We start from the raw sequence: 24193 nt of genomic DNA on the forward strand, positions 1-24193 counted from the left end.
ATTATTGCTTCTATTAATTTTATCAACTTAGCATGAAATATTTAACTATAATTCTTATAAACAAAAACAAATTATGTCACTTCAAAATAAAACCATTTTAGTAACTGGTGCAAGTAAAGGGATTGGTAGAGCATTAGCTTTATTGTTAGCCGATAAAGGGGTAAACTTGAGTTTAGTAGCAAGAAGTAAGGCTGAACTTAGTACGTTGAAAACTGAAATAGAAGCTAAGGGTGCAAAGGCTGAAATATTTGTAGGTTCTGTAGGTGATGAGGCTTTTGTAAAAGAAACAATTGCTTCTACCATTGGCACTTTTGGTAAAATCGATGCCTTGGTTAATAACGCTGGCTTTGGCGTTTTTAAACAGGCTACAGATATAACTACAGAGGAATGGGATGCTATTTATGAAACCAATGTAAAGGGTACTTTCCTGTTTTGTAGAGAGGCTGTTCCATTTATGAAATCGGCTGGCGAAGGGCATATTATCAATATTGCATCAGACGTTGCCAAGCGTGTTTTTGATGGTGGTTCTTTATACTGTTCTTCAAAATATGCACAAGATGCTTTTTCTATGGCTCTTCGTAAGGAGGTTCGTAAAGATGGTATCAAGGTTTCGGTAGTGTATTCTGGTTTGGTGGATACTTATTTTCATACGCGTCCAGAAGGAGACCCATATCAAGCGCAATATTTAACTTCTCAAAATATGGCTGATACGATTACTTATATCCTAGAAGCACCTAAACATGTGGTGATTGATGAATTGATGATTCATCCTATGAGCCAAGAGTATTAAAAATAGGTAGGGACGAATTGCATTCGTCCCTACTGTATGTTGTTGTATTTATAAATAAATAATAAAATTTCAGGCATTAAACATTAATTTTGATGGTAACGTCAAACCAGTAATAAACAGTTAATGTCAAATACGTATCAATTTCTGAAAAAACTTATTGTCAGAACACCATCACTACCATTTATAGATGATGTTTCAGAAGCATTTCTGAAAGATTTAATCAATCTTCCTATTTTTTCAGAAGCACTTTACCTAGCCTCACCAGTCCTCTATCATGAAGCACTACTCTGGAAAGATGACAAAATATCAGACCCTAAGAAAGCCCAGAAAATAGCTTATTCAATCAGTAAATATTACAGCAGAATGAGTAGTAGATGTACTCCGTTTGGTCTCTTTGCAGGTTGCTCTGTCGTTGAATGGGATGAAGAAACCAACCTACAGCTAGCCTCTGAAAAGCAGAGAAGTACTCGTTTAGATATGCATTATGCTGGTGCTTTGGCACAAAGTTTATCAGAAGTTCCGCTTATCAAAAAACATTTAAAGTATTATCCCAATTCAAGTATTTACCAAATTGGTAGTGAAATACGCTACATAGAATATAAGTATATTGAAGGACGTAGAACGCATCAAATCACCGCTTTTGAATGGTCTGAATACATCACTTTAGTGCTAGATACTTGTAAAAGAGGTGCTAAAATACAGGATATTGTACCCTATTTAATAGATGATGATATTTCGGAAGAAGAAGCAACCGACTTCATAGAGCAATTGGTGGATGCTCAACTATTGGTTAACGAGTTGGAACCAGCCATTACAGGCGAAGGATTGACCCAGCAAATGTTGAAAGTTCTTCAAAATATTAAGGTCGAAGAACAATATAGCCCAATATTATTAAACATCGAAGCAAAGCTAAAAAACATAGACGCTCATCAATCAAATGATATAACTGCTTATCAGGAAATCATCGCATTGATTAAGCAAATGGATGTTCCGTTTGAAGATGGGAAACTATTTCAGACTGATTTGGTCAAGGTATTCAATCAAAAAAAGCTTTCTTTTACTTATCAAGAACAACTAAGCGAAGTTGCTGAGGTTTTGTTTCAGCTTGGTCAAAAGCCTATCAATCCACTGCAAGAAGAATTCATTCAAAAGTTTTATGACCGATACGAAGGGCAAGAAGTTCCTCTTTTGGTAGCCCTTGATACTGAAACAGGCATAGGTTATGGGCAAACGGGAAAAAGCAATTATACCCCCATTGCCAATGGTTTTGAAATGCCGAGTATCGAAAAAGATGAAATAGTACTTCGTCAAAATGCTTTTAAGCAATACCTCTTCAAGCAATATTTAGTAGCAAATAAACAGGGCGCTTATGAGATAGCATTGAATGTGAAGGAATTACAGCATTTTCAACAAAAAAACTATAAAGTCCCAAGTTCTACTTCATTAATATTCCGATTAACAGGTGACGAACAATATCCTATTTATCTTGAAAAATTAGGAGGAGCCACTGCCATGAGCTTATTAGGCAGGTTTGCACATACTGATGCTGAAATATTTAATATTACAAAAGAGATTGCACAGAAGGAACAAGCACTTAATCCTGAGGTAATCTTTGCAGAAATCGTGCATTTACCCGAAAACAGGATTGGCAATATTTTACTTCATCCCGTTTTCTGGCCTTACGAAATTCCCTATTTAGCAAAATCATCATTGCCCGAGCAAAATCAAATTTTGCTGGAAGACTTAATGGTTTCTGTTAATTACAGCCAAAAGAAAATCAAGTTAATATCAAAACGACTTAATAAAGAAATTATTCCTAGATTAAGTAATGCTCATAGCTATTCGCTAAATGCGTTACCCATTTATTATTTCTTGTGTGATTTACAGGCTCAAAATATACCTATTTCCTTTAATATTTCTTGGAAAAATGTAGTACCTAACGCTAAATTTCTACCAAGAATCACATTTAAAAATATTATCATAGAATCTGCCACATGGAAATTTGAGAAAGAAGATTATCAGGAGTTAATCAGTTGCTCTCCTGATAATTTATTAGCTTCCCTCAAAGATTTCACACAAAAATGGGCAATACCGACTCGCTTTGTATTAGCAGATTTCGATAATGAGCTTTTAGTAAACACTGATAATTTGTTGAGTGTGCAAACATGGTTGGATACTATTAAAAATAGAAAAGACATTGAATTAAAGGAATTTTTGTTCAACACAGCAAGTGATATTGTTATTAATCAAGATGGGGAGACTTTCACGAATCAATTTATTGCATCTTTAATCAATAAGAAAACTGTTTTTGAAGGTATTCTTCCTATCAAAAAAGCGAACAATGACCCAAGACGTAAATTTTCCTTAGGCTCTGAATGGCTTTATGTAAAAATATATTCAGGGGTAAAAGCTGCTGATGATATTTTGACACAAGTCATAAAACCGTTGGTAGAACAATTCTTCGCAGAAAAGGTAATAGATAAATGGTTTTTTATTCGTTATCTAGACCCTGACAATCATATCAGAGTAAGGTTCCATTTTACGGATTTACAATATTTAGGTAAGCTAGTTATCGCCTTAAATGAAGCCTTAACAAATCTTGAAACAGAAGGAATTATCCGAAAAATTCAGTTTGATACCTATCAAAGAGAACTTGAAAGATATGGAGCCGATGCTATCGCTTTAGCTGAAAGTATCTTTTTCCACGATAGCGAAGCGATTGTAAAGCTATTAGAACAAACTTGGGGCGACGAAAGAGAACAAATCCGTTGGCAGTTTACTATTAAAATAATAGATGCTTATTTGAATGATTTTGAGTTTTCATTGAATCAAAAACTTGGTTTAATGACTCATCTTAAAGATAGTTTTGCAAAAGAATTCAAGGTGGATAAGCATCTGAAACTGCAAATGGATAAGCGTTTTAGAGAAAATAGAAAAACGATTGAAGGAATTTTAGCCAAAGAAATTGAGGAGGAATATGTTGTTCTTTTTGAAAGCATTCAACATAAAAGTGAGCTGATAAAAGCCTGTGTTAGCGAAATAAAAAAACTTAAAAATGAAAATGAGGTCGCTCAATTCTTAAGCGATACTATTCACATGACCGTCAATCGTTCTATTGCAGATAATCAGCGTTTTCATGAATTGATTATTTATGATTTTATGTATCGTTATTACCAAGCTGAAAAAGCAAAAAGTAAAAAAAGCTAAAATTGATTATTACAAATGTATTTTGAATTAAATTTAACTGTACTTTTGACTACTTAGTTTAATTAAAACCAATATGTTGATTAGTGTCTTATTTCATTTGAAAGTAGAGAAATGTTTTTTCTATCGACTTCTTTTCAATCTTCATTTTTTATTGTACAATGACTACAAATCCTGCTGATACCAGAGCTTACTTTTTTAAAATAGATACTACTATCAAAAAAATCAGGCTTTCTCTTCAAAAAAAATTAGACGATGCCAATATTGACCTTACTGTTGACCAATGGGTTTTATTAGATCATATCAAAAGACACGAAGAATTTGGTATTAGTCAGAATGAATTGGCAGAAATGACCGTGAAGGATGCTCCGACAGTTACCAGAATAATTGATTTATTGGTAAAAAAAGGATTTGCCGAAAGAAAAATGGCTACTAACGACCGTCGTAGATTTATGATTACGTTAACAGATGTAGGCAGAGAAATATTTGTGCAAGCTTTTCCGCTGGTTGTAGAAGTAAGAAGAAAAGGCTGGGGTGATTTATCAGAAGAAGACTACAAAACTTTCGTAAAGATTCTGGATGCTATTTATAATAATATTACACACTAGTTAGTGTGATAAAATATTATTTACCCACTGATTTTTGGAGATAAATAGCGCTGATTTACGCTGAAAAATTATCATAAAATCTCCGTAAATCAGCGGTATTTATCTGTGCAAGCTGCGAGAAAATTTTGTCTAAAAATTACAGATTTCTTATTTATTAAGACATTTCTCCTGCTATTGAATACCTCAAATTCTTCTTTTTCTCCGCAAAATAAGTGTTTTGTCCTAATACATACATCAACTTGGTAATAGCAGCTTCGGTCGTTAAATCTGCCCCACTTACTACCCCAATTTCTTGTAAATACTGGCTTGTTTGATAATGCCCTTGCGTTACTCTGCCACCATTACATTGAGATACGTTATAAATAATAATTCCTTTGTCGATAAACTCCTTCATCAAATCTAGAAACCATTGTACGGTTGGTGCATTACCAGAACCAAAAGTCTCCATCACAACACCTTTTAATCCCTCAATACCCAATATGCTTCTAACTACTTTTTCAGAGATTCCTGGAAATATTTTCAAGATTACTACATTTTCATCCAAACAATCATGCACAATTAATTTAGCATTAGGATGATGGTGCTTGATATAAGGCTTATTATATTCAATTTTCACGCCTGCTTCTGCCAAAACTGGATAATTCTCTGACTCAAAAGCATTGAATTGAACACTCTCGTTTTTTCTTGCACGATTGCCCCTTAATAATATTGAATTAAAATATATACATACCTCTGAAATAACAGGAGCATTATTAATTCGGTCGGCTGCAATTTCAAGGGCTGTAATAAAATTCTCTTTAGCATCTGTCCTAGCTACTCCAATAGGCAACTGAGCTCCCGTAAGAATAACAGGCTTGTTGAGATTTTCTAATAAATAACTCAAAGCCGAAGCGGTATAAGCCATCGTATCCGTTCCGTGGAGAATTACGAATGAATCGTACTCATGATATTTTTCACCAATGATTTTGGCTAAAGTAATCCAAACCGTGGGATTCATGTTAGAAGAATCCAATAAATTATCAAAAGTAAGTACTGAAATATCGAAATCTAAACGAGCCATTTCAGGCAAATTTTCAGGAATCTGAGCAAAATCAAATGGTACTAAACCATCAGATTTTGCATCATACACCATTCCTAAAGTTCCTCCTGTATAAATAACGAGTACTTTTACATCGCCTTTGCCATGAGCTTTCGTGTTGATTTTTATAATATTATACATGTTTGCTGAATGAATTATAAATGGTAAATATAAGTTTTATACAATGAAGGATTCTTTAATAAAATATCCTTTACTATTAGCTGGTGACTTAAGTCACCAGCTAATAGTAAAGGGTTTTGAAGGTTATTCCGTTACTAATAAACACCCATTAATTACATAAATTAATAGCATTTTTTGTACTTTGTTCGATGACTGTTTCTACACTACAAGCCATCATATCCGCTACTTTTTGTGCGATAATCGTTAGGTACGACGGTTCGTTTCTTTTACCTCTGTAAGGTACAGGCGCTAAATAAGGGGCATCTGTTTCTAACACAATTGATTTTAAATCTATGTTAGGCAAAATTTTATCAAGTCCCCCGTTTTTAAAAGTAGCTACTCCTCCTATTCCCAAAAGGAACCCTAATTCAATGGCTTTTTGGGCTTCTTCTAACGTTCCCGTAAAACAGTGGAAAATTCCTTTTAGATTTGGGTCTGCATTTTTTTCAATCAATGCTACAGTTTCCCAAAAGGCATTCCTTGAATGAATATCAATCCATAAATTATGTTTTTTTGCTAATTGACATTGGTATAAAAAAGCCTCCTCTTGTTGTTTGACTAAGGTTTTATCCCAATATAAGTCCATCCCAATTTCACCGATAGCGATAAATTGATGTTTATTCAGCCATTCTTCTACAATGGCTAATTCTTTCTCAAAATCTTCTTTTACATAACATGGATGTAGCCCCATCATCGGAAAACATTGTTCAGGATATTGTGCTGCCAACGCCATCATTCCTTGAATTGTTTCAGCAGCACAATTAGGCATCCAGATTTGCGAAACACCAGCCGAAAAGGCTTTTTCTAGCATTTGGTCACGATCTTCTAAATAGGTTTCGTCATAAATATGTGCGTGAGTTTCAATGATTTGTAATGTTGATGATAAATTGTTCATTATATTGTTTTCTTGGGATTAGCTATAAGCCTTAAGCTGTAGGCAATAAGCTTTGTTTTTTAAAAGGCTTGAAAGTTCTAAAATTAATATTCTTAATTTATCCCTAGGGAGGGACTTAAGTCCCTCCCTAGGGATAAATTACATTGTCAAAATAAGTAGCCTGAGTTAAGCAATGACAACTCATCACTCACAATTCACTTACTCAAAACTAAGAACCTCCTCACTTATAAATTCTTCCTTTCCAATCTACCGCCACGGGTGAGTAATAAAATAGAATCATGGTTAATTGCCAACAATTTGCATAGATTTCATACAAAATTAAGTGTTTTATCAGGTGAAATCGCCTTAATTTTAAAATTGTTGGTAAAACAGTAATACTTTGATTAAGCCATTTTATCAGCCATAAGATACCTGCCAATTGCCAAGAAAAAGACAAGCCTACTATTAGTAAAATTGGAAGTAATAAGGCTTGTAGAAAAAGTAACGTCACAATCCACCACGGACATTGCAACGCTCCGACCATCCACCGTTTTCTTTGATGAAGAAATTCTTTCAAATTAATCATCGGGAGTGTCTGATTAAACACTGCTCGGTTAATCGTATTTTTAAACCCAAAACCTTTATTCACTACTTCATGAAACAAAGCAAAGTCTTCTGTAATTGAAAAAGGAATTTTGGCATAGCCCCCTGTAGCTTCATAAGCTTTGCGAGTGACGGCTGAATTATTGCCCAAACCTGTTAAAGGAATTTTTAAATCTGCGGCTATTTTTAATAATGTAAGTGCATGAAGCCAGTCGATAGACTGGAAATGATGCCACAGATTAGTGCCTTTAATATCAGTAATTCCTACTTGATGACCAATATTTTCATTAGCTTCGAAATTAGCAATCATCCCTTCTACCCAATCAGGGTTTACAGTCACATCAGCATCACAAATCAAGAAATATTTACCTGTTGAATACTCGTATAAATTTGCTAATACATTCGCTTTACCACGTTGGTGATTAATTACCTTCTGAATATCAATAAGTTGAAAATGTGATTTTTCTTTAATGAAATCTTCAACCAAAGCTTTGGTTTGGTCTTCAGATTGATCATTGCCAATTAATACTTGCAGGTTTTCTTGAGGATAATGGAGGTTGGCTATCGATTGAAGACATTTCAAAATAGTATCTTCTTCATTTCTGGCCGCAATCCAGATAGTTACATTTGGTCTTGAGGAAATCTTCATTCAGGAAAGGTAAATATGACATTCGTTTTATAATGCCTTAAAAGTAAAACCTTTTTCTGAGAAATGTGATAATACTCTTGGCAAAGCATAAGACATATTTTTATTGGCTTTGATACTATCATGAAATAATACTATCGAACCGCTTTCTGTATACTGCATCGTTTTTTGCAAGACTTTCTCTGGTGATAAATCCTTAGAAAAGTCGCCAGAAAGTACATCCCACATAATAATGTCGTGACTTGGTAAAATATCTTTAGCCTGACTTTTCTTAATACGTCCATAAGGCGGACGAAATTTTTTCTTTGCCAACACCGCGTTTTGAGCCAAAGAATAATAGTCATTTGTTTCAATAATGGCTTCGCATTCTTGAAAATTTTGAAAATAAAGTTCATCCTCAGTCTTCCACCCTTTTAAATGGTTAAAGGTATGGTTACCAATGGAATGCCCTTGAACAACAATTTTTTTAAATACTTCGGGATGTTTTTTGATATTATCACCAATACAAAAAAATGTAGCTTTCGCATGAAATTTAGCTAATTCATCCAACACAAACGCTGTTACATCTGGAATAGGGCCATCGTCAAAAGTAAGATAAATTGCTTTTTCTGCGTTCTTTACTTTCCAGACAAAATCTGGATAAAAAGCCCGCATCAAGAAATTGGTTTTATGGATAAACATGGAATTGTGTCTTAGTTGTAAAGTAGATTTTGTGCAATTTAAAGCTTTCTAAGCATATAAATCAACCGATAGAAGTCTTACTTACTCTTCTTCTGCAACTTAATCATTGCCTTCCCAAAACGTTTCCCATACATTTCAGCAGATGGAGCATCAAAGTGTGTAGTATCGCCTTTATGAACTAATCCTTTGGAATATACTAGAGCAGTATAAGGAATGGTGGAAGGAATTGTTTTTAATAAGTCATGGTTAAATTGAACATATTCAGGACGGTATTGCCCTAACTCGCCCAATACAACAGGTAGTTTAGGATTATTCACCAATACCCTCACTGAATCTATCATCATCTTAAATTTAACCTCATAATTTTCTGATTTTTTAGGACTAGCATCTGTTTCTCCTTGCAACCAAATAATGCCTTTTATTACCCCATACTGCATGGCTTCTTTTATCCGACGAACAGCATCATCAAATGGATGTGTTTTTGTACTAGCATCATAAGCATTGGGTTTCCACAGATTAATTGATGTTCCGCCTACTGCGGTAGGTACTAGTCCAATCTTTTTAGTTTTATTGGCCTCTAGCATCGTTAAAGCAAATTGTAATCCAGGGCCTACGCCTACTATTTGGGGCTTATCAAAGTGAAGTGGATGCTTGGCAACAGCCCAAGTATTGTCTTTGGTTAATACAAATATGTTTTGGTTAACTTCTTTTTGATATTCCTCTGTTATCTTACCTCTGCCAGCCATATTAGACTGTCCCATTAAAACATAAATATCAAAATTTGAATCTATTTGTGTAGGAGCTTGTGCGAAAGTTTGACTAACAAAAACAATACTAGCTATTATTAAGAAAGCTATATTTTTCATCATGGGTTTATTTAAAAGTATATTTTCATTGTACCTTTTAAAGCTCTTTTTCAAGTTTTTCTACTGCAATTTTCTGCCCTTCCAACGATATCCTTTCCCTTGTGCTAATAGTCCAAAAAAGACTACATAAAATGGATAAAATAATTGCACAAAAGGAATATAAATGATTTTATTTCGATGTCCCAGAAACGTAACGACTAACGATAAAAAGAAAAACTCTGCAGAAAATTTTAGGAGCAAAATACCTATACCCAAATATTCATTTATCAAATAATAGGCGATTAATACGCTAAGATTAGCCAAGAAAATGAAGATAGCCAAAGCCGATACCTGCCAATTATCATAATGTTTCCATTTACTTGCCCATCGTCGTCTTTGTTGATAAAAGTGTGATAAATCCTCTTGCGACGTTGTGCTAACTATTGCATCCGCATCAGGATTAAAAAACACTTTATCAGGGTATTTTTTGGCAATTTTGTGCATCAAAAATTCGTCATCACCTGAGGCCACCATTTCATTTCCTGCAAAACCATTTACTTCCTCAAATACTTCGCGCGTATAAGCCAAATTGGCACCATTGCACATATTGGGCTTTTTCAGATACATCGCACATGCACCAGACCCTATCAAACTAGCAAATTCTATGATTTGAATCGTATTCCAGAAGGTGTTTTTTTCTGTAAATGTGACAGGCGAACTGATTAACTTAGCTTGCTTTGTTTCATAAAACTGCTGGATTGAACTGAGCCAATCACGCGACACAGAGCAATCGCCATCAGTGGTAATTAATAATTCCCCCGAAGATATTTCTATGCTCTTTTGAATGGCTCTCTTTTTGGGCGAAGCACTACTATCATTCAATAGGTTTAACACTTTGAGTTCGTAATAAGCGATTTCTTGAAATGCCAACACGATGTTTTCAGTATCATCTGTTGAACCATCATTGGCAATAATTACTTCAAAGTTTTCAAAAGGATAGGTCTGTTGATTAAGGTCTTGAAGTAGCTGTAAAATATTATTAGCTTCGTTTCTTACAGGCACAATCACAGTGAGTTTGGTATCTCTCTGAACAGGAGGTATTTTATGTTTTGCCCTCATTTCTTTCCAAACGACAATCAAAATCAGATTGAAAATAAAGTAAAAGGCGGTAATCATCAAGATGATAAATAAGAGCATAGTTTAGTTTGTGGTTGTTGGTTAACTAGTAACTATTAAAGAATCTTTGTTTTCAACACTAAAATGCTTCCTACTAATACAGGAAACAGAATATTGATAAACCAAAGGACAAAAGTGGCGGTAATAACGGCCGCATGATTTACTTGATAAAAACCAAAAAAGTAGATGGCAGAAAATTCTCTAATCCCTAAATCGCCTATGAAATTAATAGCAGGAACAATGGTTTTAACCAGAAAAATCAAACATGAGATTGTCCATAAATCTATTACATTCAACTTGACTTCAAAAATCAATAGGACCAATACAAATTGTAGCGAGATAGTAAAATAACGCATTAGTCCCCATAGAAAAACCTTTCTCACCTCTTCATTACTAAAATACTCTAGGATTTTCACACTGTGTGCGAACTTTTTCAAATAAGGTATTTTTAGTACAAAAAGATAAAATAAATGTCGTTTTAAATACGCAAAAAAGCCCAGTAGCAAGCTCAATATTAATAAAAGCATAATGATGCCATTAATGCCTATCATGATTTGGTTATTAGTAACCAAAAAATACCCAAAAGACAAGGTACCAAATAGCAAAGAAATGTAAAATTGTATGCCATTGCCCAAAAGAATAGCCCCTATGCTTTCTGCTCTTTTTTGTTGTTTAAACTTCCACATTCTTCCTGCATAATCTCCTAAGTTCGCTGGGGTGATAAATCCTAAGGACAAGCCCATCAATACTCCCTTGAAGGCTTCTTTTAGCGAAATCTGTTCAACTTTCAGGGCTAACTGTTGCCATTTTTTGGCTTCAAACCCCCAATTAAAAAAGATTAATAGTATTAACAAAAGTCCTTTCCACAGATTCTTTACAACAAAAGCTTTTTGGCATTCCAACAGCAAACTATCAATATTTTGCTGTTTTTTATCAAAAGCCTTGTATAGCATCCAGACAATCACGACGAAAAGCAATGTTTTGAACAATGAAAATAGTTTTTCAGATAAAATGCTTGTTTTAGGATTTGTTTCGTTGGTATTTTGCATGAAAAGATAAAGCAGAGACGGAAATTTTTGTGCTAAGAAATGGTAAATAATACAGAAAAAATAATTTTAGGCGTCGACCCAGGTACTCGTTTTATGGGGTATGGTGTGATATTGGTTCAACGCAATGAAATAAAGGTTTTACAATATGGCGTTATCAATGTTAGCAAATATAGCACGCAGGAAATTAAGTTAAAGAAAATATATGAACGAATCATCTCGGTGATAGAAGAATTCATGCCTGATGAGATGGCTATTGAAGCACCTTTTTTCGGAAAAAATGTACAATCGATGCTAAAGTTGGGCAGAGCACAAGGGGTAGTGATGGCGGCAGCGCTTTCTCGTGAAATACCAATTGTAGAATATTCCCCTAAGACCGTAAAGCAATCGGTGACGGGCAATGGTAATGCTTCCAAAGAACAAGTGGCCCATATGTTAGACCAGTTGCTAAAAATGAAACTAGATGCCAAAATGTTTGATGCCACCGATGCGCTGGGTATTGCTGTTTGTCATCATTTTCATGGTACTAGCATCATGGCAACGAACAAGGGTACAAAAAAAGGTTGGGGAGCTTTTGTGAATGAAAATCCTGAAAGAATTAAATAGGGTTTTATTAGCTAGGAGCTTTGAGTGGTGAGCTTTGAGCGGTTCTCTACGAAGACTTAAAGTTTTGACATACAGCACTTTATTTCACATGGATAACTTAAAATATTATAGCTTTATTTAATTTGAATAATCTCAAACTTACTTAATGGATGAAAACTTGTGCTCTACAGCTCTTTACTGTGTTTTTGTTGTGTCTATTAAGGCTTAATGTTCTTGATGCTCAAATCTCTAATAAACAGGGCATCAGTACTATTAGCATTCATCCTTCGGCTACATTATTTACCTTTGGGTTACCACAAAGTAATTCTATCACAAACGGATATCAGCAAGGAGCATTTTCTTATACACCTTTTCCATTTACTGCCCTGCCTATCAATTCTAGTGTTAATAAAGATGGTAAAACAACCCTCTATGGGTTGATTGGTTCTTTTGATTTGGGCATTAACTATACCAAGCTTTTACGCAATAACAGAATTTTCAAAACCGAAATTGGTGCATATTATACTTGCGCTCCAAGTAGTTATTCGATTAAAGACCCTTATCATTTTGTAATAAATGGCAAAGAATCAAGCATTTGGCAAAACACCATTAGTTATTCTGGTTTTTCTGCAAGTCTAACGTATACTTCTAAGTCGAGAGGAAGAAGGGCGCTCGGTGAAGTAAGAAATTATTTGGAAGTAGGTGCCAGAACGATGAATTTCCTCAGCCAATCTGCCAAAGAAAGCGAAGATTGGGTGGCTAACGGACAAGGCTTTAGAATAGAAAGTAAAGTTGTCAATCAGCAATCAAACATGGTTTTCTTTGAAATTGGTAAAACCTATTGGCGACCTGCCAATGATATGCGTTCTTTGAATATGGGCATCAGGGTGGGTATTCCCTTGCAACATCTGGTGTCCAATACCTATTCGGGCATTACTAATAACCAAGTGGTCGCTTCAACTTCAGCCTTAGAAAGTGGTGCCTACATCGGGTTTCAAATCTCTTATAACCTTCCTATCAAAACTCTCTCAAAACCATATCTAGGTAGGAAAGCTGATAAAATTTACTGCGAAATGGAGCGAAGAGTAAAAATAAAGCATCATTTTAAAGTAGGTAATGAACTATTAAACATCGAACTTTTTGACCATGAAAATGCAGATGGCGACATCATTTCAGTTTGTTTTAATGGGCAATACATCCTTGAGAAGCATTTACTTACAAAGAAATCTAAGATTGTGACTTTGAGAATCAACTCTAATCAGAAAAATATCTTAACAGTTTTTGCCAATAATACTGGTAGCGAAGGGGCAAATACTACTGCCATTCGTTTTACTGTTAATGGTAAAAAAGAAGAGATTATTTTGTATGCTGACAAGAAAGAATCTGAAGGTATTTCATTTGAGTTATGATGGTGATAGCTCATAAAACATACCGCTCCTGAAAAACTTTGATAGGCTCAATGGCACTCTGAACAAAATGTTGGATGTACTCATCAGTTTGTTCATCATATATATTTTGTGGCGTATCTATTTTCAAGATTTTCCCTTGGTGCATAATCGCAATTTTATCCGCTACCAAAAAAGCATCTAACAAATCGTGCGTTACTAATACACAAGCAATCAGCTCTTTTTTGATAATCTCAACAATTTTTGACCGCAATTTTGTACGATTAATCGAATCTAAATTGCTAAAAGGTTCGTCCAACAGCAAGGCTAATGGTTCTTCAGCAATGGCACGCGCAATAGCTGTTCTTTGCTTTTCTCCACCCGACACTTCCCTTGGCTTTTTATCTTTTACTGCCGTAATCCCACAAAGTGCTAATAACTCTTTTACTCTTTCTTTTCGATATTCAAGGGTATATTGAGTAAGAGCAAGGTCTATATTTTCCCAAATTTTGTGTTCAGGTTTTAATCTATAATCTTGCGGAACTAGCTTGATATTAGGGAAGTCTCTGATTAATCTATTAAAATATAAATCGACTGGCTCGTTATTTAACCATAATTTTCCGTCATCAGGCATTATGTTTCCTGAAATGATATTCAAAAAAGTAGTTTTTCCCGAACCGCTCTCTCCTACAATTGCTAAAATTTCACCTGCTTGTACTTCTACTGAAACATTATCAACAACTGTTTTATCATCATATTTTTTAACTATATTCTCTAGTTTTAACATCCTTAATTCCGCAAAATTTACCCAAAGTAACTCATTTAAATTTGTATTCTTCCCAATAATAAGTTTTTGTTGAAGGCTTTGATAATTCTATCAAGAAGTACTCATGCAGTCGATATATCTTTTTAATATCATTTTCTGAAATGGCTAGTTTTTTCGGAGAAACCGTTGAAACAATATAGTCATAAGGCTTATTTTTATTATAAACATTTCTTATCTCTTTAGAATAATAAATGTATTCAAAGGTATTGTTTCCTTGATTAGTTTGAGAGAGTTTCCAAAAAGGATAAACCAACATTGTATGGCTTCTATAAACGATACCAATGGTTTTGTCTCCTTCAATTCTATCTAATATTTCAGCAATTTTAACTAAATCATTATTTTGAGATACATTCCCAAAGAAATACTTATCAAATCTGGTTCCTGTAAAAACAGTCATTATATCTTCATTATAGAAACCCGCCTCTGCTAATACCTTATTAATTTCTACTTTTTCAGAATAGCTTTGTCCTGACTTTAGGCTCCAAATTTTATTATCTTTTGTATAGTATGCTTTTGAGATAACTGAATCTCTCAGTATTTTGATATTAGTCTTATTTAAGTATAAAGGCACATATCCCAAAGTCTTTTTCATAAACTACCTGATAGGCACTACTGTTTTTTAGGGTTGACATACACATAAGGCAACGCAAAAAATATTAATGTAAAGACACTAGTGTTGTTTAAACTATTATAGTTTAGGATAGCTAATAATAAAAAACAAATAACTATTAAAAGTATAGGCATTGTTTATAATTATTTGGTAGGTTAAGGATTTTGAGTACTCTTTGATAAGAGCATGTCAAAATTACAGAAAAACTCATCAAACATCCCTAAATGCATATTTTTAAAAATCCAGTATTATTTTTGAAGTACTTTTTAACGCTAAATTTTACCTATTATTTTGTGATGATTTTACGCTTCTTTAATTCTTTCCCAGCTTATTTTTCGGTATTCTTTCAATAAAAGTAAAGCAATGATTAACAAGATGGGCGTTAGCGCTATTAGCCCATAAGTTGTTTTAGCAATGAAATAATGTAAAAAACCTAAGACTGGTGCCACAAAAAATAAGAATAAAAACTTCATCCATTGGCTCCCTTTTACTTTTCCATTCACTACTTCAATTGAAAATGGCAATGAAAACTCGCCTCCAAAAACGTTTAAACTAATAAAGAGCAGTGTACTTGCCATGGCAAAAAGGATATCGTCAATCATACCAAAGCCAGATTTATAAATCACGATAGTCCCGATAATGATATATACAGGAATGCCTACTTTCACTAAAACAGCTTTTAGACTTCCTAACAAAATCTCCCCTGGCTGCATCAGTGGTGCCACTCGATATGCCCATGCTGCCTTCCAATCATCAGAAATATAGATTTGCTGTGAAAAAATCCAGATGATAAACATGGCATAATACAACACCATCAATACATTAAAAGCTTCTTTGTCGGTTTGACTAAGATAATTGTACATAAAATAAATCAACATCCCAAAAATCGGATAGGCACGCACTTTAAACTTTCGGTCACGTGCAGTAATAATCCAGACTAATTCAAAAGCTGATTTTTCTAAGGTAGTTTTCGTAAAAACTTTTGAAAGTATATGCAACAAATTGTTTTTTGTCGCAGGCTTTTGTCGCTCATCCTTGATAATTGATGGCGTGCCTAAACCAGACAAACTTTTGGCAAACAGGGGTGATAAATAATTATTGATAATATACAAAGACGCAAAAGGTACAATCAGGACTAGGGCAGTAAAAATGATATAAGGCAACTCGAAGTGCTTTTCAATAAAAGCCTCCATCACTCCTGCAAACCATGCTGGAGGAGTTATATAGTGCCACCATTTAATGACAATTTCTTGTGTCGTTGTACCGATTAATTTATCAGTTCGTGCGATAAACTGATACCCTACTGCCAAGAATACTGAAAAGGCAATTTGGGCATAACCAATAATATCTTTTAGTTTTTCTTCAGATACCACTTTGGTAAGTAATAAGTACAGAATACTCGTTAGAAAAATAGTTATCAAGCATAGTAGTACCACACAGCCTATAAAAAGTAACCCCGCCTGCCAGCCGAATTTATAGGCTGTAAAGATGATTGATCCAAAGGAATTGGCTAAGGTTAATGCTCCTAAAAAAACAATAATATGAATTAAACGAGCCATCCAAATTACTTTACCATCAACTGGTCTTGGTAATAAAATAATATTATCGCTTGTATCAAAAAGTACTTCAGCAAAATCTGAAATCATATTAAAAGCCACCATAAACATGATGAAAGCAAAACTTATCATCATTACTAAATAGACAGGCTGTTTAATAAAAAGTATCATTAAACCATACAACAAGCTAAAAAATGCTTGAAGCAGTAATGATTTCAAGAATGTATTGCTTTGCTCCTTTTTCTGCTGTTGGTTTCTTTGTAATCCATGTACTCTACGGTTTTCAGCAATAAGCTTTACCTCCACGATGGCTCTTAAAGAAGGGTAATCGACAGATAACCATTTAAAAAGCCATTGAAGTTTATCAAGTGTGCGAAGAATAAACTTTGTCATAATTATTGAGAGGATAAAGCTTGAATAAAATCATCAGCACGGGTTTGGTTTTCTTCATTGGCACCTGTTAAGCTACCAAAGACACTTTCTAAGGAAAGCATCGAACCCTGAGCCTTTAAATCTTGAAAAGTACCATTCGCTACTACCTCACCTTTATTGATAATCACGATGCGGTCGGATAGTTTTTCTACAACATCCATAATATGTGAAGAATATAGGATAGTCTTGCCTGCTTCTTTTAGTTTTGCCAAAATCTCTTTCACCAAAATTACAGCGTTGGCATCCAGTCCAGAAAGAGGCTCATCTAAGAAAATAATTTCAGGATTATGAATTAAACCCGAAATCAACAATACTTTTTGGCGCATTCCTTTTGAAAAAGTACTCATCCTTGTATCTACCACATCACTCAGTCCAAACAAACCAAGTAATTCTTTTGCTCGTTTTTCTATCTGCGCATCTTCAAGGTGATACAATCTTCCTATAAAAAGCAAATACTCCATTGGGGTTAAGACTTCATAAAGCATCGCATTTTCGGGTACATACCCAATGCGTTTTTTAACTTCCATGGCATCTTTAGTAACGTCGTAGCCAAGAATTGACACTTCGCCTGAAAAATCGCCCAGTATACCAATTAAAATTTTTAGCGTAGTACTTTTCCCAGCACCATTTGGCCCAATATAACCAATGATTTCGCCTTTATAAATGTCAAGATTAATCCCTTTCAATACCTTTTGATCGCCATAGCTCTTCTGTAGGTTCTTTATTGAAATTACTGGTGAGCGTTCTTCCATTTTCTGTTTTGGTTTAATTTATGATTAAAAATAAAATATAACTAGAACAGTATAGAACATTTATATTTTTTTATATATTTTTGTTGCAAGGTAATCAATAAAAATTGCCAAATAATCTCAATAAATACAAACTTCGACTATGTTACTTTTAGGCTTAGATTTAGGTACCTCATCCATTAAAGCATCTGTTGTAGATGGTTCAACAGGCAAACTAGTTGCCTCAGCCCAATATCCAGATACAGAAAACACCATTTCTTCTCCGCACGATGGCTGGGCAGAACAAGACCCTGAGATGTGGTGGACTTGTGTTCAATTAGCCATTCAAAGATGTAATTCATCTGGTAAATATAATCCTAAAGATATTCAAGCGGTCGGTATAGCGTATCAAATGCATGGATTGGTCGTTGTTGATAGAAACCTGAATGTTTTAAGACCATCTATCATCTGGTGCGATAGTCGCGCTGTAGAAATAGGCAATAAAGCTTTTGACAAAATTGGTCATGAAAAGAGTTTGGCTAATTTACTTAACTCTCCAGGAAACTTTACTGCTTCTAAATTGGCTTGGGTCAAAGAAAATGAACCGAGAGTATATGGTTCAATTTATAAAATTATGCTTCCTGGTGATTTTATTGCGATGAAGCTTACAGGCGAAATCACTACTTCAAACTCTGCCCTTTCAGAAGGGATCTTTTGGGATTTCCAAACAAATGGCGTTTCCGAAGACGTGATGAAATATTATGGTTTTCCTTCAACTATTTTACCTGATATTCGTCCTTTATTTTCAAATCATGGCGAGGTAAAAAGCTCTATTGCAGATGCATTAGGTCTACAAGCCGGTATTCCTGTGACTTATAAAGCAGGCGACCAACCTAATAATGCCCTTTCATTGAATGTACTAGACCCAGGAGAAGTAGCGGCTACAGCGGGAACGTCGGGCGTAATTTATTCTGTTTCTGATAAAGTAAGCTACGACCCAAAATCAAGGGTAAATACTTTTGCCCATGTAAACCATGAATTAAACGGTGCCAATCGATTAGGAACGCTTTTATGTATAAATGGTACGGGTATTCTGAATCGTTGGGTTCGTGATAACGTAGCTAGTGGATTAAGCTATCAAGCAATGAATTCTCTTGCTGCTGGTGTGACCGAAGGAGCCGACGGACTAAGAATTTTACCTTTTGGGAATGGTGCTGAAAGAGTATTAGAAAATAAAGTGATTGGTGCTACTTTCCAACGTTTGAATCTTAATGCTCATACTAATGCACATATTATTCGTGCTGCCCAAGAAGGTATCGCTTATTCTTTGAAATACGGAATGGATATTATGGCAGAAAATGGCACATCTCCTTCTGTTATTAGAGCAGGTAAGGCTAATATGTTTTTAAGTGATGTTTTCTCACAGTCTTTAGTAAATGTTACGGGTGTTGCCGTTGAATTATACGATACTGATGGTGCAAAAGGCGCAGCTTTGGGTTCAGGTATTGGAGTTAAATATTTTGCTTACCCTAAAGATGCCTTCGTGAATATGGAAAAAATTGGTGTGATTGAACCCGATACGTCAAAAGCCAATACTTACAAAGAAATATATCAAGACTGGAAGAGTATTCTTGATAATCAGTTAAGTATTAAAAACGATTAGTATATTCTATTGTCTAAAAAAGCACTTCATTATGCTACGATTAATAGCGTAATGAAGTGTTTTTGTTTGAGATGCTTGATAAAGCATTCTTGTTGTATCTCTTATACTTATCGTAATTATTCAATAGTCAAACGTTGTACCAATCTTAGATTTTTTAGGAAATAAAACATTTGAGAAAATCATATTGAATCAAAAGTTATTTTCTTTAGATTTATCGACCCTGAATAAAGGGCTTTATCTTGTGATAATCAACAATAATTAAGAGATTTACAGTAGTAAATTTATTTTAGAATAATATACCCCTTAAATCAATGTCAACAATTCAAGCAATTATTCTTGCTATTATCGAAGGTTTAACAGAGTTTCTTCCAATTTCTTCTACAGGACACATGGTATTGATGAGTTCTTACTTAGGTATTGAAAATGACAGATTCACCAAACTTTTTGAAGTTTGCATTCAATTTGGAGCTATTTTGGCTGTTGTGGTGTTGTACTGGAAAAAGTTTTTGGATTTTTCAAAATGGCAATTTTATGTAAAACTTGCCTTGGCAGTTGTTCCTGCTTTGATTTTCGGAAAACTATTTGACGATTTGATTGATGAGCATTTAGGAAATCCAGTTTTCATTGCTACAGTATTGTTGGTGGGTGGTATTATTTTATTATTTGTAGATAATTGGTTCAAAAATCCAATCATTAACGAAGAAGTAGATATTACGAATGTTACGGCTATCAAAATTGGAACGTACCAATGCTTAGCCATTATGTTTCCGGGTTTGAGCAGAAGTGCTGCAACAATATTGGGTGGTATGCAACAAAAATTAAGCAGAGGATTAGCTGCCGAATTTTCTTTTTTCTTGGCAGTACCCACTATGGCAGCCGCGACAGGTTATAAATTATTGAAATTTATCTCAGACGAAGGAAGTATTTCAGAAGAACAAGTTAAGCTTTTAGGTATAGGTAATCTTGTAGCATTTATCGTTGCTGTTTTAGCTATCAAATTTTTTATCACAATATTAAATAAATATGGCTTTAAATATTTTGGTATTTATCGCATCATTGTCGGAATCGTCATCCTAGTTTTGGCGACTACTGGCTCTCATTAAAAATGAATCAAGAAACTATAAAATTGAACCCAAATCAGACCTCTCCAGACCCTGGAGAGGTTTTATTGATTGATAAACCCCTTACTTGGACTTCTTTTGACGTTGTAAAGAAATTAAAATTTGCTGGTCGCTTTAAAAAAATTGGACATGCGGGTACACTTGACCCTTTGGCAACGGGCTTATTAATTCTTTGCACTGGCAAAATGACCAAGCAAATTGATTCTTTTCAGGCTCAACAAAAAGAGTACTCTGGTACTTTTGTGCTAGGAAAAACAACGCCCTCTATCGACTTAGAAACGGAGTTTGACGAAGAATTTCCTATTGACCATATTAACGAAGCGGTACTTCAAGAAGCATTAAGTAAATTTCAAGGAAAAATTTTACAAATACCTCCTATTTACTCGGCCATACAAGTAAATGGTAAAAGATTGTACGAATTAGCCCGCAAAGGAAAAACGGATGCTGATGTTGAGATTAAATCAAGAGAAGTAGAGATATCAAAGTTTGAAATTGACAGTAGTAATTTCCCTGAAATTCAATTTTCAATCGTTTGTTCGAAAGGCACTTATATCAGAAGTTTAGTGAGAGATTTCGGGACAGCTTGCCAATCAGGTGCTTATTTAAGTTCACTGAGAAGAGAAAAAATTGGTGAGTTTGACGTAAAAGACGCACTTACCATTCAAGCGTTTATTGAGCAAAGGAAAGTTGATTAATTATTGGTAATTAAGGTTTTAGTATTAATGTAAAGAATAAAACTCTGTTGGCAATCCTATCAATAAAAAGGACTTATAACTGAGCTAATATAAAAATGCAAGTTTATCACGGAATACAAGAATTCAAGAAATTAGAGAATGCAGTTGTAACAAGTGGCACCTTTGATGGTGTACATCTGGGACATCAAAAAATATTAAATCGCTTGAATGAAGTTGCTTTGCTAACGCTGGGAGAAAGCGTAGTGATTACCTTTTACCCTCATCCACGCAGTGTAATTTCTTCTGATACCCAAGCTATCAAACTACTTTCAACGCTCGACGAGAAGATTGAGCTCTTGGAACAAAATGGCGTACAACACCTTTTGATTATTCCTTTTACCAGAGAGTTTTCTGAACTTTCTTCGGAGGAATTTATTCAAAAGATTCTCATTGATGCGATTGGTACCAAAACACTCGTAATTGGCTACGATCATCGTTTTGGTAGAAATCGTGAAGGTGGTTTTGATTATTTAAAAACCAATGCTTCAAGATATGGCTTTTCTATTGAAGAAATAGCGCGTCAGGATATTGATCATGTAGCTGTAAGCTCGTCTAAAATCAGGAAAGCATTATTAGAAGGAAACGTTCAGTCGGCCGACCACCTATTGGGTAGAAATTATGCTATTACAGGCCTTATCGTTAAAGGCAAACAATTGGGAAGAACCATCGGTTTTCCGACGGCCAATATCCAAGTAAGAGAAATTGCCAAACTGATACCAACAGATGGCGTATATGCTGTAAAAGTGCATTATAACAATGAAACTTTTGGAGGAATGCTAAACATTGGTAATCGCCCAACAGTTGATGGAACATATCAGACGATTGAGGTTAACATTTTTGATTTTAGTAAAGAAATTTACGGTGAAACACTAACAGTAGAGTTTATTTCGAAAGTAAGAAACGAACAGAAATTTAGCGGATTAGATGCCCTAAAAGCTCAAATAGCCAAAGACCAAGAAGTAATTAAAGAAATTTTGCAACGTACCGACAATTGATTGTCGGTACGTTTTTTTATTATAGCAAAAGATGTTAGCTATTTATTTTAGCTGGCTCATTATTAACTTATCGAAAAGATTGTCTGATAAAACCTTTTTCAAAAACAAGATAGGTTTTGCCATATAGCCCGCACTATACCTAGCCTTAGGTTTTTTAGCTTGAATGGCTTTATAGACCAAATGTGCTATCACATCAGGCTCATGAAAATTGCTTTCGCCTTTTACACCAACATTTGAGGCCTTTTCTACCAAATGCTTGTAAGCAGTGTTTCCCGATACTTTTCTCATGCTATCATTCGCTATTCCTTGCCACTCTGTTTTAATTCCTCCGGGTTCAATCAGAATTACATCAATCCCAAAAGGTTTTACTTCCATGCGTAAACTGTCGCTTAGCCCTTCTACCGCAAATTTACTCGCATGATACCATCCACCCAATGGCGTTGCCATTTTACCACCTATGGAAGTTACATTGACAATTTTGCCAAAACGATTGGTGCGCATATAAGGCAACACCAATTGAGTAAGGCGAGCCAAACCAAAAACATTGACTTCTAATTGATATTTTGCGTCAGTGATGGTTACGTCTTCTACAGCACCATAAGAGCCAAAGCCAGCATTATTCATCAATACATCTATTCGTCCCTCCTCTTGTATGATTTGGTTGATACCATTTACCATTGATGCTTCATCTGAAACATCCATTGACAAAACTTTTATCCCTAATTGTTTTAAGTCTTCCATTTTATCTATCCTTCTGGCAGCACCATAAACAATATATCCTTTTTGACGTAAGTATTTCGCCGTTTCTTTTCCCATCCCTGCCGAAGCTCCCGTTATTAAAACTACTTGATTATTCATTTTTCTGATTTTTAAAGGCTATTATTTATATCGTATCTTAACATTGATTGCGATACAAAGATAGATAGCATCAGAAAGATTCACTTTGGTGAAAAGCTCAGAGATTGTTTGCTGAGAAGCTCAATGAGATGGAAGAAGGATTATAGCCAAAAAATTGTTTGAAGGCATAAGAGAAATGAGAAAGATTCTCGAAACCGACTTCTAAATATACTTCAGAAGGCTTTTGTTTTCTTTCAGCAATGAGGTAATGGGCTTGTTCTAATCTTTTTTGGACTAGCCATTTTTGGGGAGAAGTATTAAATTTCTTTTGAAAATCTCGCTTGAATGAAGCTAAACTCCTTCCTGTTAAATAAGCAAACTGTTCGGTAGGAATATTGAAGGAGAAATTCTTTTGCATATACTCTGCTAAATCTATTTTCCCTGGTTCGGCAAAGTCGGTTAAAATGCCATCAACCGTATGACTGATTTGTCTGATAATGGTCATTGCTTCCGTTAATTTCAACGAAAGCAATGCTTGAGGTAAGCCCTCTGCCATCTCATAATAAGGCAAGATAGAATTATACAAACTATCCAATAACGGATGCTTGTTGAATAATAAAACCTTGGGTTGCGTTATGGTCGTTTCAGCCTTTAAATGAAGCGTATAATATTGTTGAAGAAAGTCTTGAGTAAAGAAAATAGAGATAGATTTAAATGGTTGGTCATCACTTGGGTATTTCGTAATTTTTGCCAATTGATTTTTAGCAAACAACACTGTTTCACCCTCATTAATTAAGTACGATTTATCAGCTTCTTTTACTAATAATTTACCCGAATAGATATGCGTAAGCACATGCACTGGTACAGTATGTTCTTTTACTAAGAATGATTTTTCAGTACAAGAAAAAAATATTCCAGATTGAGATATATTATTATTTGGCATTATTTATGGTTCTTCTTCAAAATGATTTTAGATAAATCATTCATCTT

At 34.6% G+C, this 24193-nt stretch carries 23 protein-coding genes; 10 read left to right on the top strand and 13 right to left on the bottom strand.

Annotation, left to right across the window (positions count from 1 at the left end):
• The first annotated feature begins 73 nt into the window (after nt 1–73).
• The 3 genes from AC07N0_RS10410 to AC07N0_RS10420 all read left to right on the top strand — a co-directional run bounded on the left by AC07N0_RS10410 (nt 74) and on the right by AC07N0_RS10420 (nt 4602).
• Nucleotides 74–790: an SDR family oxidoreductase gene (locus tag AC07N0_RS10410; RefSeq protein WP_494589133.1), complete on the top strand. Its 717-nt coding sequence runs from the start codon at nt 74–76 to the stop codon at nt 788–790.
• Between the two features lie 123 nt (nt 791–913).
• Nucleotides 914–3997, top strand: coding sequence for a lantibiotic dehydratase (locus AC07N0_RS10415; protein ID WP_494589134.1), 3084 nt, complete (start codon nt 914–916; stop codon nt 3995–3997).
• A 158-nt stretch (nt 3998–4155) separates the two neighbouring features.
• On the top strand, nt 4156–4602 hold the full coding sequence (locus AC07N0_RS10420; RefSeq protein ID WP_494589135.1) for a MarR family winged helix-turn-helix transcriptional regulator: 447 nt from the start codon (nt 4156–4158) through the stop codon (nt 4600–4602).
• A 154-nt stretch (nt 4603–4756) separates the two neighbouring features.
• On the opposite strand, the gene AC07N0_RS10425 is transcribed toward AC07N0_RS10420, so the two are convergent.
• From AC07N0_RS10425 to AC07N0_RS10455, 7 genes are all read right to left on the bottom strand, one after another.
• Nucleotides 4757–5821 (bottom strand): asparaginase, encoded by a 1065-nt coding sequence (locus tag AC07N0_RS10425; protein ID WP_492799619.1) that lies wholly within the window; start codon nt 5819–5821, stop codon nt 4757–4759.
• A 148-nt stretch (nt 5822–5969) separates the two neighbouring features.
• The gene (locus AC07N0_RS10430) at nt 5970–6755 is read right to left on the bottom strand and encodes a TatD family hydrolase (RefSeq protein WP_494589136.1); all 786 of its coding nucleotides are present in this window, start codon (nt 6753–6755) and stop codon (nt 5970–5972) included.
• Nucleotides 6756–6975: 220 nt separating this feature from the next.
• Nucleotides 6976–7986 carry a glycosyltransferase gene (locus tag AC07N0_RS10435; protein ID WP_494589137.1) on the bottom strand — a complete coding sequence of 337 codons (1011 nt, stop codon included), beginning with the start codon at nt 7984–7986 and terminating at the stop codon, nt 6976–6978.
• A 27-nt stretch (nt 7987–8013) separates the two neighbouring features.
• Nucleotides 8014–8664, bottom strand: a complete 651-nt coding sequence (locus AC07N0_RS10440; protein WP_494589138.1) for a polysaccharide deacetylase family protein — start codon at nt 8662–8664, stop codon at nt 8014–8016.
• A 77-nt stretch (nt 8665–8741) separates the two neighbouring features.
• Entirely contained in the window at nt 8742–9533 is a 792-nt protein-coding gene (locus AC07N0_RS10445; protein ID WP_492799625.1) for a sialate O-acetylesterase, read from the bottom strand.
• Nucleotides 9534–9590: 57 nt separating this feature from the next.
• Nucleotides 9591–10706, bottom strand: a complete 1116-nt coding sequence (locus AC07N0_RS10450; RefSeq protein ID WP_494589139.1) for a glycosyltransferase — start codon at nt 10704–10706, stop codon at nt 9591–9593.
• Nucleotides 10707–10741: 35 nt separating this feature from the next.
• Nucleotides 10742–11734, bottom strand: a complete 993-nt coding sequence (locus AC07N0_RS10455; RefSeq protein WP_494589140.1) for a lysylphosphatidylglycerol synthase domain-containing protein — start codon at nt 11732–11734, stop codon at nt 10742–10744.
• A gap of 39 nt (nt 11735–11773) precedes the next feature.
• Between AC07N0_RS10455 and ruvC the strand changes: the two genes are divergently transcribed.
• Together ruvC and AC07N0_RS10465 are read left to right on the top strand one after the other, a co-directional pair.
• The gene (ruvC, locus tag AC07N0_RS10460) at nt 11774–12337 is read left to right on the top strand and encodes a crossover junction endodeoxyribonuclease RuvC (protein WP_492799628.1); all 564 of its coding nucleotides are present in this window, start codon (nt 11774–11776) and stop codon (nt 12335–12337) included.
• Between the two features lie 149 nt (nt 12338–12486).
• Entirely contained in the window at nt 12487–13725 is a 1239-nt protein-coding gene (locus AC07N0_RS10465; protein ID WP_494589141.1) for a hypothetical protein, read from the top strand.
• Between the two features lie 10 nt (nt 13726–13735).
• On the opposite strand, the gene AC07N0_RS10470 is transcribed toward AC07N0_RS10465, so the two are convergent.
• The 4 genes from AC07N0_RS10470 to AC07N0_RS10485 form a co-directional block, all read right to left on the bottom strand.
• On the bottom strand, nt 13736–14488 hold the full coding sequence (locus AC07N0_RS10470) for an ABC transporter ATP-binding protein (protein WP_494589142.1): 753 nt from the start codon (nt 14486–14488) through the stop codon (nt 13736–13738).
• Nucleotides 14489–14519: 31 nt separating this feature from the next.
• The gene (locus AC07N0_RS10475) at nt 14520–15119 is read right to left on the bottom strand and encodes a hypothetical protein (protein ID WP_494589143.1); all 600 of its coding nucleotides are present in this window, start codon (nt 15117–15119) and stop codon (nt 14520–14522) included.
• Between the two features lie 320 nt (nt 15120–15439).
• Nucleotides 15440–17086 (bottom strand): hypothetical protein, encoded by a 1647-nt coding sequence (locus tag AC07N0_RS10480; RefSeq protein ID WP_494589144.1) that lies wholly within the window; start codon nt 17084–17086, stop codon nt 15440–15442.
• Nucleotides 17087–17088: 2 nt separating this feature from the next.
• On the bottom strand, nt 17089–17877 hold the full coding sequence (locus tag AC07N0_RS10485) for an ABC transporter ATP-binding protein (protein ID WP_494589145.1): 789 nt from the start codon (nt 17875–17877) through the stop codon (nt 17089–17091).
• A 139-nt stretch (nt 17878–18016) separates the two neighbouring features.
• Here AC07N0_RS10485 and AC07N0_RS10490 point away from each other — a divergent pair, with 139 nt between their 5' ends.
• The 5 genes from AC07N0_RS10490 (at nt 18017) to AC07N0_RS10510 (ending at nt 22366) form a co-directional block, all read left to right on the top strand.
• A complete protein-coding gene (locus tag AC07N0_RS10490) occupies nt 18017–19516 on the top strand; it encodes a xylulokinase (protein ID WP_494589146.1) in 1500 nt (499 codons plus the stop codon).
• A gap of 142 nt (nt 19517–19658) precedes the next feature.
• The gene (locus AC07N0_RS10495) at nt 19659–19778 is read left to right on the top strand and encodes a T9SS type A sorting domain-containing protein (RefSeq protein ID WP_494589469.1); all 120 of its coding nucleotides are present in this window, start codon (nt 19659–19661) and stop codon (nt 19776–19778) included.
• A gap of 49 nt (nt 19779–19827) precedes the next feature.
• Nucleotides 19828–20619 (top strand): undecaprenyl-diphosphate phosphatase, encoded by a 792-nt coding sequence (locus AC07N0_RS10500; protein ID WP_494589147.1) that lies wholly within the window; start codon nt 19828–19830, stop codon nt 20617–20619.
• A 2-nt stretch (nt 20620–20621) separates the two neighbouring features.
• Entirely contained in the window at nt 20622–21332 is a 711-nt protein-coding gene (truB, locus tag AC07N0_RS10505; protein WP_494589148.1) for a tRNA pseudouridine(55) synthase TruB, read from the top strand.
• Nucleotides 21333–21427: 95 nt separating this feature from the next.
• Nucleotides 21428–22366 (top strand): bifunctional riboflavin kinase/FAD synthetase, encoded by a 939-nt coding sequence (locus AC07N0_RS10510; RefSeq protein WP_494589149.1) that lies wholly within the window; start codon nt 21428–21430, stop codon nt 22364–22366.
• A gap of 42 nt (nt 22367–22408) precedes the next feature.
• Here AC07N0_RS10510 and AC07N0_RS10515 read toward each other — a convergent pair whose 3' ends face one another.
• A complete protein-coding gene (locus tag AC07N0_RS10515; RefSeq protein WP_494589150.1) occupies nt 22409–23224 on the bottom strand; it encodes an oxidoreductase in 816 nt (271 codons plus the stop codon).
• A 97-nt stretch (nt 23225–23321) separates the two neighbouring features.
• Complete coding sequence (locus AC07N0_RS10520) at nt 23322–24146, bottom strand: helix-turn-helix domain-containing protein (protein ID WP_494589151.1); 825 nt, start codon at nt 24144–24146, stop codon at nt 23322–23324.
• Nucleotides 24147–24193 lie beyond the last annotated feature (47 nt).

It is taken from the genome of Arcicella sp. GW821-FHT09D11, assembly GCF_059416265.1.